This is a genomic window from Paenibacillus sp. LjRoot153, from assembly GCF_964253085.1.
Lineage (GTDB): Bacteria > Bacillota > Bacilli > Paenibacillales > NBRC-103111 > Paenibacillus_E.
The window spans coordinates 4745418-4758689 of the sequence record NZ_CAXUQH020000001.1; the positions used below are offsets into that span (position 1 = coordinate 4745418).

General features: G+C 48.2%; 11 protein-coding genes. 4 read left to right on the forward strand and 7 right to left on the reverse strand.

What is annotated here, in order from left to right; genetic code table 11:
* Positions 1 to 3 precede the first annotated feature (3 nt).
* From ACSQ8P_RS20520 to ACSQ8P_RS20530, 3 genes are all read right to left on the reverse strand, one after another.
* Positions 4 to 1191 carry an acetyl-CoA C-acyltransferase gene (locus ACSQ8P_RS20520; protein ID WP_436236877.1) on the reverse strand — a complete coding sequence of 396 codons (1188 nt, stop codon included), beginning with the start codon at positions 1189 to 1191 and terminating at the stop codon, positions 4 to 6.
* Positions 1192 to 1451: 260 nt separating this feature from the next.
* Positions 1452 to 3845, reverse strand: coding sequence for a 3-hydroxyacyl-CoA dehydrogenase NAD-binding domain-containing protein (locus ACSQ8P_RS20525; RefSeq protein WP_436236878.1), 2394 nt, complete (start codon positions 3843 to 3845; stop codon positions 1452 to 1454).
* A gap of 54 nt (positions 3846 to 3899) precedes the next feature.
* Positions 3900 to 5939, reverse strand: a complete 2040-nt coding sequence (locus ACSQ8P_RS20530; protein ID WP_436236879.1) for a (Fe-S)-binding protein — start codon at positions 5937 to 5939, stop codon at positions 3900 to 3902.
* A gap of 270 nt (positions 5940 to 6209) precedes the next feature.
* On the opposite strand from ACSQ8P_RS20530, the gene ACSQ8P_RS20535 reads away from it, so the two are divergent.
* From ACSQ8P_RS20535 to ACSQ8P_RS20545, 3 genes are all read left to right on the forward strand, one after another.
* Positions 6210 to 6797 (forward strand): TetR/AcrR family transcriptional regulator, encoded by a 588-nt coding sequence (locus tag ACSQ8P_RS20535; RefSeq protein ID WP_436236880.1) that lies wholly within the window; start codon positions 6210 to 6212, stop codon positions 6795 to 6797.
* Positions 6798 to 6861: 64 nt separating this feature from the next.
* Positions 6862 to 7626 carry an electron transfer flavoprotein subunit beta/FixA family protein gene (locus ACSQ8P_RS20540; protein ID WP_436236881.1) on the forward strand — a complete coding sequence of 255 codons (765 nt, stop codon included), beginning with the start codon at positions 6862 to 6864 and terminating at the stop codon, positions 7624 to 7626.
* 38 nt (positions 7627 to 7664) lie between these two features.
* Positions 7665 to 8648: an electron transfer flavoprotein subunit alpha/FixB family protein gene (locus ACSQ8P_RS20545; RefSeq protein ID WP_436236882.1), complete on the forward strand. Its 984-nt coding sequence runs from the start codon at positions 7665 to 7667 to the stop codon at positions 8646 to 8648.
* A gap of 52 nt (positions 8649 to 8700) precedes the next feature.
* Here ACSQ8P_RS20545 and ACSQ8P_RS20550 read toward each other — a convergent pair whose 3' ends face one another.
* The 4 genes from ACSQ8P_RS20550 to ACSQ8P_RS20565 all read right to left on the reverse strand — a co-directional run bounded on the left by ACSQ8P_RS20550 (position 8701) and on the right by ACSQ8P_RS20565 (position 12627).
* Positions 8701 to 9270, reverse strand: coding sequence for a hypothetical protein (locus tag ACSQ8P_RS20550; RefSeq protein WP_436236883.1), 570 nt, complete (start codon positions 9268 to 9270; stop codon positions 8701 to 8703).
* A 157-nt stretch (positions 9271 to 9427) separates the two neighbouring features.
* A complete protein-coding gene (locus ACSQ8P_RS20555) occupies positions 9428 to 10573 on the reverse strand; it encodes a winged helix DNA-binding domain-containing protein (protein ID WP_436236884.1) in 1146 nt (381 codons plus the stop codon).
* Positions 10574 to 10680: 107 nt separating this feature from the next.
* The gene (locus tag ACSQ8P_RS20560) at positions 10681 to 11475 is read right to left on the reverse strand and encodes an SDR family NAD(P)-dependent oxidoreductase (protein ID WP_436236885.1); all 795 of its coding nucleotides are present in this window, start codon (positions 11473 to 11475) and stop codon (positions 10681 to 10683) included.
* A gap of 132 nt (positions 11476 to 11607) precedes the next feature.
* Complete coding sequence (locus ACSQ8P_RS20565; protein ID WP_436236886.1) at positions 11608 to 12627, reverse strand: helix-turn-helix domain-containing protein; 1020 nt, start codon at positions 12625 to 12627, stop codon at positions 11608 to 11610.
* 186 nt (positions 12628 to 12813) lie between these two features.
* Between ACSQ8P_RS20565 and ACSQ8P_RS20570 the strand changes: the two genes are divergently transcribed.
* Positions 12814 to 13239: an ester cyclase gene (locus ACSQ8P_RS20570; protein WP_436236887.1), complete on the forward strand. Its 426-nt coding sequence runs from the start codon at positions 12814 to 12816 to the stop codon at positions 13237 to 13239.
* Positions 13240 to 13272 lie beyond the last annotated feature (33 nt).

Sequence of the window (13272 nt, forward strand, 5' to 3'; positions counted from 1 at the left end):
CGATTATTCCGCCGGATGAACTTGAAAAACACCAGCCGCTCCCATTCCGCCGCCGATACACATCGACACAACCCCATAACCGCCGCCTCGGCGTTGCAGTTCATATATTAAACTTGTTGACAGCTTTGCACCTGTGCAGCCAAGTGGATGACCCAGTGCAATCGCTCCCCCATTGACATTGACCTTCTCCTCATCAATTCCAAGCTCGCGAACAATATGAACGCACTGTGAAGCGAATGCTTCATTAATCTCAAAGAGATCGACTTGATCTTGGGAAATACCTGCCATCTTCAGCGCCTTCGGAATCGCTTTGACAGGGCCAACGCCCATGATCTCCGGTTCCACTCCGGATAGCGCGAAGGACAGGAACGTCGCCATCGGTTTCAGCCCGAGCGCTTCCGCGCGCTCACGACTCATCAGCACGGCCGCCGCTGCGCCGTCCGACGTCTGTGACGCGTTGCCCGCCGTCACAGAGCCCCCCAAGCTGAACGCAGGCTTCAGCTTGCTCAGCCCTTCCACGGATGTATCGGGGCGAACGCCCTCATCAGTGGCAAACACGTACTCACGAACGAAGGCTTTGCCTCGTTCGTCCACGCCCTTCACGCTCGTGCTCACCGGCACGATCTCGTCTGTGAAGCGGCCCGCTGCGATGGCCGCCGCTGCCTTCTGATGGCTGCGCGTCGCGAAGCCATCCTGCGCTTCGCGCGAGATGCCGAAGCGCTGCGCGACAGCTTCGGCTGTATGCCCCATGCCCATGTACACCTCGGGCATGGTCTCGACCAGCCGCGGATGCGGCGAGAGCTTGAAGCCCGTCATCGGGACGTGGCTCATGCTCTCCACGCCTCCGGCGATGATCACCTCGGCGTGGCCGAGCATAATGCGCTCCGCCGCATATGCGATGGCTTGTAAGCCGGAGGAACAGAAGCGATTGACCGTGATCGCAGGCACGGTCACGGGAAAACCCGCATACAGCGACATCGTGCGGGCGAAGTTCAGCCCTTGCTCGCCTTCGGGCATCGCGCACCCGATGATAATGTCCTCGACATCACCCTTGTCGAGACCAGGAACTCGCCGTACAGCTTCTTCGAGTACGGCTTTGCCAAGATCTTCCGCACGCGTTTGCGCGAAACTGCCTTTTTTCGCGCGCCCTACGGCGGTGCGTGTTATGGATACAATGACGGCTTCCTTCATCGAACTCACCTCATTAGGAATAGTTGGGTATCAAACCTCACAAATTGTGTTCTCATCCTTTTCCTTATCCTCAACCTCTCCCTTTCCACACAAGGGAACGTAGGTGTTCTATTTACTCGAAATGACGACTAATTGCTCGCTTTTGAACCAAATAGCGCACTATCGTTCCCCTTCACTTCGAAATCAGGGTTAGTGCTTACAAATAGCATCTCTACGTTCCCTTACGGAGTTATGAGTTAGGGGGACTCACCGCCAGTTTCTTAGTTCCTCAAAGCCTTCCCCTTCGAGAGCATATACTGCATTCGCTGCTGCGTCTTGATCTCACCACATAGACTCAAGAAGGCTTCGCGCTCCAAATCCAGCATATATTGCTCCGTCACCAGCGTACCCGCAGGTACATTCCCCCCTGCTAACACATGTGCCAGTTTATTGGCAATCAGTTGGTCATGCGCACTAATGTAGCCGCCTTTCAGCATCGAGTAAGCGCCAACCTGCATAACTGCCTTCCCATTCTCGCCGACCACGCGAATTTTCTCCACCGCTGGAGGTGTATATCCCGCTGCATCCATCCTTAGAACGGCTTGCTTCGCTTCGTAAATCCGATGATCGGGATTCACCACGACGGAATCTTGTGCTCGCATATAGCCGAGACGTTTCGTATCATGGCCGCTCGTGGATACCTTCGCCATGGCCACCGTCTCAAAAGCTGCATTGATCCATGGCTGCAGATCAACCTCCGGATCTCTTACTTGCTGACTGGCCAGCAACGCTAACTCTTTGCAGCCGCCTCCTGCAGGAATTAGCCCAACGCCTGTTTCAACGAGTCCGTAATACGTCTCCGCCGAGAAAATCGTCTGATCAGCCGGCATACAGGCCTCTACGCCACCACCGAGCGTCATTTTATGTGGAGCAGCGACGACCGGTTTATCCAATCTTTTTAGCTTCAGCATCGCGTTCTGGAATAACCGAATGATGCCATCTACTTCATCCCACTCGCCGTCCTGCGCTTCCATCAACAGGAGCATTAGATTGGCGCCAACACAGAAGTTTTTGCCCTCATTGGCCACAACCAGCCCCCGATAATTACTACGTACCTCATCAACACTTTGCTGAATCATCGTGAGAATATCGGCCCCAATTGCATTGTTCGGGGAGTTGAACTCCAGGCAAGCTACGTCGTCACCAATATCGATTAAACTCGCTCCGCTGTTCGAGCGGATGACTTTGTTTTGCTGCTTGAGAGAGGCTAGCGAAATGATTTCTGGCCGCGACTCCACCTCGTTAAGCTCCTGATTCAAGATCGCGAAGGTGCGACCCTCTTTTCGCTCATAGAAACTGTCATGACCCGCGTCAATCCACGCTTTTACCCACTCAGGCACGGTACTGCCTTCCGCTTCCATGCGTTCCACAGAACGTTTCAGTCCAATCGCATCCCAAGTTTCAAAAGGCCCCAACTCCCAGTTAAAGCCCCACTTGAGCGCATTATCGATGTCAACAATGTTATCCGCGATTTCGTCGCGTTTCTCAGCTGCGTAAAGCAGAACTGGCTTCAAAATGTTCCACGCGAGCTCCGAGTACCGATCCTTCGCCCCCAACAAAGCTTTGATCTTTGCCACGGTCCCCTTCGCTTGCTTTGATGCTTCCAAGGAGGCTGAACTAATTTTGCGACTAGCTGCATACTCCATCGTTTCTAAATTCAAAGCCTGAATTTCCTTAGCTTCAGCCGTTTTCACCTTTTTATAAAAACCTTGACCTTGTTTCTCGCCAATCCAGCCTTTGGCTACCATCTCTTTCAAAATGGCAGGCGTATCGAAGACATCCTTCTCCACTGGATCCGTCACGAGATCAAACACATTGTTCGCCACATGCACGAATGTATCAAGACCAACAAGGTCCAGCGTGCGGAATGTCGCGCTTTTCGGCCGCCCCATCGCAGGTCCTGTTACCGCATCTACCTCTTCAACCGTATAGCCTTTGGACAGCATTTCTCTTAAAGTAATGAGCAAACCGTAAGTACCTATCCGATTACTTATAAAATTAGGTGTATCTTTCGCTTGCACAACGCCCTTACCAAGCTTTTTCTCACAAAAATCACTCATACTCGCGATGATCGCAGGATCCGTTTGCTCATTCGGAATAATTTCCAATAATTTCATGTAGCGCGGAGGATTAAAGAAATGAGTCCCTAGAAAATGTTTCTTGAATGCTGCCCCAGCGTTCTCCACCATGGCATTTATGGAAATTCCTGACGTATTCGACGAAACGATCGTACCGGGCTTCCACACCTTTTCAATACGAGCGATAAGTTCTTGTTTAGCCTGTAAATTTTCGATAATGACTTCGACAATCCAATCCACGTTGCTCAGCTTCGCCAAATCGTCCTCGATATTCCCTGGCGTGATACGTGAGGCAAAAGCTTCGCTATACAGAGGTGCTGGGTTTGTTTTCGCAAGCTTTTCCATGGCACTTACCGCAAACCGATTCCGTACTTTAGGGTGATCAAGCGTAAGACCTGCTGCTTCCTCTTGTTGCGTTAGCTGCTCTGGCACACGATCGAGCAATAAGACAGGAATACCTACATTGGCTAAATGCGCAGCAATACCGGAACCCATTACACCGGAACCGATTACCGCTGCCGTACGAATAGTTGTCATGTGATCATCTCCTTAAAGTTTTTCGATAGAAAAACTAGCATCGTAAGCAATACTTTAGTTTTTCGATAGACCAAACACCGATTGTGCCAGAATTTCTGCGATATCCCGTGCTTTTACCTGCTCTTCAACTTCTTTCAGCTTCGTGCCATCCTCTACCATCGTCAAACAATAAGGGCACGCCGAGGAAATCACCGTTGGCTTGACACTCAGCAGTTGCTCCGTACGCGCCACATTCACACGCGTACCTGCTGTTTCCTCCATCCACATCATGCCTCCACCCGCTCCACAGCACATGCTGTTCTCACGAGAACGCGCTTGTTCCACAAGTTCCACGCCAGGAATTGCCCGCAACACGTTACGAGGCTCTTCATACACCTCGTTATAACGACCTAAGTAACAAGAATCATGGTACGTTATGCGTTCATTGACTTCATATTGCGGAGTTAAGCGTCCTTCTTTCACCCATAGATCCAGCAGTTCTGTATGATGAAAAACCTCAGCGGTTAAGCCAAATTCGGGATACTCATTTTTAAACGTGTGGTACGTATGCGGGCATGTTGTAACGATCTTACCTACCTTATACTTCTGAAAAGTAGCGATATTGTCCGCACACAACTGCTGGAACAGGAATTCATTCCCCATTCGACGCGGTGTGTCACCGGAATTTTTCTCCTCATTTCCTAATATGGCAAAAGAGATACCAGCCTCCTTCATTAATTTCACGAATGCATGTGTTATTTTGCGACTGCGATTATCGTAAGCTCCCATCGAGCCTAAGAAGAAGAGATACTCGAAAGTAGGATTTTCCTTGACCGTTCGAACCTCAAGAGCATCTTCCGGATCAACCTCTTTGACCCATTTCACACGATCATTGCGGGATATCCCCCAAGGGTTGCCTTGTCTCTCAATGTTTTGCAACGCTCGCTGACCGTCATGCGGCATACTGCCTTGCATTAGCACCAAGTGCCTGCGCATATCAATGATTTTATCCACATGCTCATTCGCTACTGGACATTGATCTTCACAGTTTCTACAGGTTGTACAAGCCCAAAGCTCCTCTTCGGTAATGACGCCGCCAATAAGTTCAACATCCAACGGGTTCCCCTGTGATTCAGGTGCAAACACCATGGCAGGCACCCAAGGCGACTTCGAGGTAATGGCTGCGCCTTTCTCCGTCAAATGATCGCGCAGCTTCGTAATGAGATGCATCGGGGACAGCAGCTTGCCCGTCGTATTAGCGGGACACACGCTCGTACAGCGTCCACACTCTACACAGGAGTAGAAATCCAGCATCTGCTTTTGCGTAAAATCCTCAATCTTGCCAACTCCGAATGTCTCTGCGTCTTCATCCTCCAAATTCAAGGATGCGAGCTTGCCTGTGGGCTCCGTGCGCCGCAGAAGAATGTTAATCGGAGCGGTAATAATGTGAAAATGCTTGGACTGCGGTACATAAATTAGGAAAGATAACAGAATCAATAGATGCATCCACCAGCCTGCATAAAAACCAACAGTCGCCGCAGAAGTTGAGATCCCATCGAACATAGCCGCCCAAACCGATGTCAGCGGAGCGAAGCCTGAAGCTGGGAGACCCTCACGAATACGTTCAAACCCACCGCTTATGACGACTGACAACATCAGAAACATGATAAAAAACACAACAATACTTGGTTTCCATCCTCGTTTAAGGCGTTTAAGCTTCTCGACATAGCGTCGATAGGTCGCGTAGCCCATGGCCAACACAATCAACCCGACCGTCACTTCCTGAATGAGGGTAAAGTAGTTATAACCAGGAATCGGTAACCCTCGGTCAATTAATCCTTTTAAAATAAGGTCCAATGCACCTAGCTGTAGAATTATGAAGCCATAAAAAATCACGATATGCATAATGCCGCTCTTTTTATCCTTCAATAACTTCGTCTGGCCAAACACTTGAACCGCAAACCCCTTGAGCCTTAAGCTAGCTTCTTTCTTCAAATCCACCGATTTTCCCAACTGGATATATAAGTATCGGTGATACACAACCCGGCTGAACCCGTAGAGCGCCAAACCCGTAACCGCCAGAAAGAGGAGAAACTGAATCAGCGTACCGGTCATGGAGGACCCTCCTTTTGTTTAGTTTGTAAACACACCCTTTTTGTTAACGCTTACATTCATGAATCGCAAAAAAGCAAATTCCATGAGTCCCTTTTTAAATAAGAGTAGAAACCTGCTTCACTGTGAAGAGTAAGCCGACAAACCTCCCTACATGCTTGGTTAAGCGGAATAAGTCGTTGACAAGGCGTACTGCGTATTTTATGATGAAATTACGAAAATGAATGAGTATTCATTCACCGATATTTGTATTCTAACACCGAGGTGATCTCCTTGACAAGTGGCAAAAAACCAGACAAGTATTATGCGATTCTCGAAGGAGCAATGAAAGTATTTGCGGAAAATGGATTTCATAAATCCCAAGTGTCGCGTATTGCCAAAGAAGCCGGGGTCGCTGATGGCACCATTTATCTCTACTTCAAGAAGAAGGAGGATATCTTAACTAGTCTTTTTCAAGAGAAATTAGGCGAGCTCGTTGAGAAGTTCAACCTTGCTGTCCGTGAAAGCACAAGTCCAAAGGATGCGTTGCGCAAAATCTGTGAGATCCATTTTAGCGAGCTAGAAAATAACATTCATATGGCTTACCTCACGCAAATCGAGCTTCGTCAAAGTGATTTGGAGCTTCGCAAAGAGATTGGTCTTGCTTTAAAGAGATATATTATCCTCATTGAAAATATATTAGAAAAAGGAAAGAATGACGGCAGCTTCCGATCCGATCTGGATGTTAAGCTCGTGAGACTCCTCATTTTTGGAGGTATGGATGAAGTCGTTACCTCTTGGCTGATTTCCGGACAGAAGTATTCGTTAACTGCACAGGTTGAACCTACGCTTGATTTTTTCTTGAGAGGCATCGAGACGTAAATATGGCTTCAAAGACCACCATTTAAAGTTCTTATTTCATGTATATTCAGGAGGGAGCTTGGCTATGGACATTTTTGTATTATTGAAGCAAACGTTTGATACAGAGGAGAAAATCGTCTTGCAGGGTGGCGTCGTTCAAGAGGATGGCGCGAAGTTCGTCATTAATCCGTACGACGAATATGCCGTCGAGCAAGCCATTCAACTGCGGGATGAGCATGGCGGTAAAGTGACACTTCTTTCGATCGGACCTGATCGCACGGCGGAGGCGCTGCGAACTGCTCTCGCGATGGGAGCTGACGAGGCTGTTTTGATCACCGATGATCGAATCTTAGGTGATGAATTCGAAATTGCTGAAATTTTAGCAGCGTATTTACGCAGCCAGTCTGTCGACCTCTTGCTAGGAGGTAACTTCTCCGTTGATAACGGTGCAGGCCAAGTAGCCATTCGTCTTGCTAATTTACTTGGATTGCCTCATGTCGCTTCGATTACAAAGCTCGAAATTACAGGAGAACAAGCGCTTGTTCACCGCGATGCCGAAGGTGATATCGAAGTCATCGAGGTACCACTCCCTGCTCTATTTACAGCGCAACAAGGCTTAAATGAACCTAGATATCCCTCACTTCCTGGCATTATGAAAGCGAAGAAAAAACCTTTCCAGCACTTAACCCTAGATGACATTTCTGGCGCGGATGCCATTCTTGCCAAAACAACACGACTGGCTTTATCCCTCCCACCTGAGCGTCAAGCTGGTCGCATCCTCAAAGGCGAGCTTGCCCACCAAGTAACTGAGCTCGTTCAAGCACTAAGAAACGAATCCAAAGTGATCTAAATACACCCGAAACTATAATAACTTAGGAGGCTATATCGATGGCTAAACAATTTCTTGTAGTTGCAGAAGCTCGCAGTCGCAAGCTTCGTCAAGTATCCTTTGAGGCCATACGTTCGGCGCAGCTTTCTGCTGCTGATGGTGATACACTTGCTGCAGTTCTGCTCGGTGGTACTGGCACGAAAGCGTTAGCTGGTGAGCTCGCTGCTTATGGCGCAGACACCGTCTATGTTGTAGAGGATTCTCAGTTAGAGAGTTATAACTCGGAGGCGTATCTCAGTGCCTTGTTGGCCGTGACCGCTGTTGCAGCGCCCCACGCCCTGTACTTCGGTCATACGGCTGTGGGCCGTGATCTCGCACCTTTGGCCGCAGCTTCGTTATCCGCTGGCCAAATCTCTGACGTTACCGCCATTGAACGCAGCGGCGATAACGTCTTGTTCACCCGACCGCTTTACGCTGGCAAAGCGGTCGAAAAGAAAGCGTTTACCGACCCAACTGCGCCATGGGTCGTCACGATAAGACCTAACAACATCGCTGCACTCGAGCCTGACGCTTCGCGTCAAGCTGCGATCATCGATGTTGCCTATCCCGCTCCCTCCCTGCGCAGCGTCATCCGGGAGGTCGTGAAAAAAACGTCCGGCGCCATCGACTTGGCTGAAGCCAAGATCGTCGTCTCCGGCGGACGGGGCGTGCGCAGCGCTGATGGGTTCCAGCCGCTCGAAGAGCTGGCCGCCGTCTTAGGCGGCGCTGTTGGAGCTTCCCGCGGAGCCTGCGACGCGGGGTATTGCGAGTACGCGATGCAGATCGGCCAGACCGGCAAGGTCGTGACGCCGGAAATTTACATCGCGTGCGGTATTAGCGGCGCCATTCAACATTTGGCGGGGATGAGTTCTTCGCGCGTCATCATCGCGATCAACAAGGATGCGGAGGCGCCGATCTTTAAAGTCGCCGACTACGGCATTGTCGGCGATCTGTTCGAGGTTGTGCCGCTGCTGACCGAGGAGTTTAAGAAGCTGCTGGCATAATGCAGCAGCAAGCAGCCCCCCTTCGCATTGCGCGAAGGGGGCTGCTATTTCATTACTTCCTCCATTTTCGCCGAACAAAGAATATCATCATTCCTAACACTACAGTTCCAATTAATGCAACCCAGATATAGGGAGGTATACGCGACAGATCACCTTCAAGATGAACTTGTTCCGTCGGGACTTTACCCTCACCTAATACAGCGAGATCCTCCTGCGCTTGATCTAAAGCAACCGTCCGGTCGCAAATGATAGTGACAAGTAACTCTTTGTCTCCATACATGGTAGAGGGCTGGGCATATACCAAATAATCCTTACCATTTTCAAAATTAATTCCACAATCCCCGCCACCGCTTCCCGTGTGAATAATGATTTGAGACTCAGGGCCGCCTTTCCATATACGACTTACTTCGAATAGCGCAGACTTCGTCATACTTCCGTTTAAGGTTCTTTGCTCTTTCACATCAAGGGCACGACCAGCAAAAACAGCTTCCGAACGGCTAAATTGTGCTTCGACAGTTTGAGGGCGAGCACATGAACAAGCATATACAGTTGAAGAACTGAAGATTGTCATGAAACTTAATCCTAGAACAGTCATCAGTATCAAACTTATTACTCTTCTCACCACAACTCCCCCTTCTAACTCCAACAACACAAACAACTCACACAATTCTTAAACGGTCCAGCGTTGCCAAATGTTTCAAGCCATGCGTGAATTATTTCCCATCACGAATCAAACTTTTGGTGTTGAACAACTTTTTTCCTCGTTCTCGTTGAATTCCCTAAGTTATGAACTGGATCTCATGGGTGGGATCGTCACCTGCAGCAAATTTCAACAGTTTAGCCCCCTCCACTACTAATTCCTCTTGTACCTGAGAAGATAATTTCATGAAGGGTTCAATGGTTAGTATAGCTGTTCCGCTCCCCCTCTTGAGACTCCATATTCCACTAACAAAGCCGTCCACGAGGATAACTGACCGAATGATGCCGTTCTTGGTGAATACCCGATTTCGATACGTGTCATCGATAATCCGTGTACGGTCTGCATGTGACAAAAGGATATTATCAAACTCGCCCAAGAATCGTGGTGGGGTCGCGATGTCAGGATCGGGTCGCGGAGCTTCTGGCAGGTCAAACAATTCATTCCCCTGCTCGTCTCGAAAGCAAATGAGATCAGGACGAATCTTCTCGAATACCTCGCGTAACTTTGTTAGACCCGACCATGCCTGCATGTCCTTGACTGAAGCTGGGCCAAAGGCGGACAAATAACGTTTGATCATTAACTCTAGCCTCGGTTCAGAAGTGAGGGACGATCCAAGCCATTGTTCGGAAGACGTATGCGATGCTTGGCCGCTTTGACCCCAAAGCCCGCGTGGCGGCACTTGAACAAGTGGCACCAAAGTCCGGATGGCAGCTGCGAGAGCATCCGGATTTCGGTCCGGCCACTCTTCACTAAGCCGCTTGCCTATCTCGCTGAATGTCATTGGCTTCGCTTCGACCAGAGCACGGCCTGCTGCGGCAAGCGCCTGTTCATCTATATCCGCGAGACTCTTGCCATAGGAACCGTTAAAACCTCGGTCGTGGACAGATTGTACCAAGGGTCGCAACTCTAAACAATCACGAGCTGACACCAAGTGAATCGTAGAGCGCATCATCGCGATGCGCACCGCCTTCCTTTCTTCAATTAGACAGCTCAGTTCTTCCTGTCGAAATCCTTCAAGTCGTGCCCACAAGCCAAAATATGGAGGATTCGGAGCTTGGGCTTGCATACCAACTAAATGTTCAATCGCGGCCAGCGGTGGCAGATTGACTCGCCTTAACAGCAATTGTCTCTCGAGCAGCGCTCGGTTCAAGGCACGTTTTACAAGAATTGGAGCCGTTTCTCGGCTTGCTTGCGTAATGGCCACCTTCTTCTTACCTGTATTCACGCACAAGCCCCCCTCTTAAATAAGGATACTTTTATTTTAATATAACAAAAAGAACCTTGAGAATAAATTCAAGGTTCTTTTTGTACTTGATCTGCCGTACAAAAATATCAATAAATAGTAGGTACCATCCCTCCATCCATACGGATCGGAGAGCCTTTAAATGCCGCTGCATAGGGACTACATACAAATGCAGCTAGTCTTCCTATTTCAATAGGCTTGATAAATCGTTGGATTTCAGATTGAGGTAAAATGGTAGACATCAATTGTTTCTCTTTTTCAGAAAAAGTCATATCTTCATTTGGATACATACTCTCAATTATTTGATGTACATTTTCAGAGAGTGTTGGTCCTGGCATGATCGTATTGACAGTAACTTCTGTTCCTCTTGTTAATTTTGATAGGCTTTTTGACAATGATAATAGCATTGATTTTGTCATACAATACTGTGGCATTTGCCCAGAAGGCATCATTGCCTCTTCACTCGCAATAAAGATAATGCGGCCAAAATTATTTTTCAACATTTTGGGTAAATAAAATTTAGATAATCCATTTGCAGCAAGAACATTGGTACGGAAGTACTTTTCCCATATTTCATCGCTAACGTCCTCATATTGCATCATTTCATAAATCCCCATATTGTTTACTAAGATATCAATGTCAGGGTATTTATTAAATAGTGCCTCTCTTTGCATAATATCCACAATATCGGCAGTCGCATTTTGAGGTGAGGTAGTCGGGAAATCCGACTTCATTTCTTGGACAATACGTTCTACCTCTTCATAGTTCCGTCCATTTATGAGGACATTAACACCTTCTTTGGCAAGTTCAATGGCAATTGCTTTACCAATACCCTTCGTAGATCCTGTAACTAAAGCGGTTTTATTGTTTAATCCCATATCCATCGTACATGTCTCCTTTAAAAAACAATCTTGTAACCGGATAGGGATTATATTACTTTGTCTGGAGTATTCAGTAACTAGCCTATTGCGCCAAAATTCTTGCTAAACACGCCAAATGATAAAAAACTGTACCTACTACTTCTCTGTAGAATTGGTTAGGTTGGCAATACGCCAATTGGAAGGAGTATCCCCTTCCCAAAGACGGAAGGCACGGTAGAACGAGTTTTGGTCTTCAAATCCGATCAAAAATGCCACTTCTTTAATTTCGAACGAGGGGTCTGCCAAATACTCTCTTGCCTGCTCATGTCTAACCTGTGTCAACAAATGTTTAAAGCTCGTGTTTTCAACAGTAAGCTGGCGCTGCAAGGTACGATCGCTCATACCCAACTCCTTCGCGACAGTATGTATGTCGGGACGCCCTCCAATAAGGCTACGTTTCAAGATCCATTTGACCTTCTCGCAAATAGAGCGTCTGCGCTGCTGTTCATCCAACGATCGGTCCAGCACAGGAGACAGGATCTCCAGCAACTCTTCGTTGTACGAAACAAAGAGGCGGTCCAAATCGATTCGATGTAATGTCAACCGATTCCTTTGTGCTCCAACTCTGACGCGGCAACCAAAGTAAGCTTCAAGTGCCTGTACGTCGCCCATGGGCTGTGAAAATTCGACGAGCTTCGCCGTCAAAGGTTGACCTGTGCCTCTGCGTCCGAGTTCCAGCAGATACGCCAGTGTTATACCAACCAGCATCGGAGGTCCGTGTTGCTCGGTAGTCAGCCAATTCAACTCGATTACACAGTTTTCCCCCTCCTCGGTGATATGTAAGCTTTCTGGAGGGCACAACTGCTTATAACGAACCATTCGGTTTAGTGCGTCGCGATAGTCTCGAGCGTGGTAAGTCGCTAAGACGGACGGTGGATATTTTGCTGTTTCAAAGGCGGTCACAAGCTTGATAATTCCTTGGGAATTGTCACCAATGAGATCGGAATAAGCCTGCCAGATCGTGAAATATTGGGCAGTGGTGACTCCTGATTCAGTAATAATGGTGAGTGGCAATCCTGCTTTGCGAGCTACATCGTGGGGGGCAATCCCTAATTGATGTAATCCTGCCCAAAATCCTAGGGGGATTTTAATACGGTCCGAGGTAAGAGCCTTCATACATAGGGGCCTCCTTCAGCTTTTTACATTAGTGTAACATACTATCTGTGAAAGTTACCTGACTCCTAATAACGCTAACAATGTGAAACTCCTCACCATCCTTATCTGCCACTTGAACTTCACCCTACTATCCTCTATACTTTTTCTACCTAAAACTCATTCTTCCAATTTAAGGAGCAACCCTATATGCCATTATCACCAAGAGATGTCGTGCAACGGTTCTTTCAACTCGTCCGTTCTGGTCTGCAGCCTGATGCTGCCCATGATTATATGGCCGAACAAGTTCTAGCTCATCAAATGACAGCTGAGAACGAATCAACGGTCCATCGCACTCCTGCTAATTACGCTGACCATGTTCGAGAAATGCTTGATACTTACGGCACTTTTCAATTAGAAGTTCAGGAGCTCCTCTCCCAGGAAGATCGTGTCTACGTTCGCTGGAAGCAAACGGGTACACATATCGGCCAAGTTGATGGCTTCTCTCCTACTGGAAAACCGATTATCGAAATAGCTAGCGCTGTTTATCGCGTAGAGAATGAAAAAATCGTAGAATACTGGATTCAAATTGATCGCGAGGGCATTCGTGCACAACTCGAACGTAACGCGAAGTAGCAACTAGTGAACTCACATTGTGATTCTCCACCA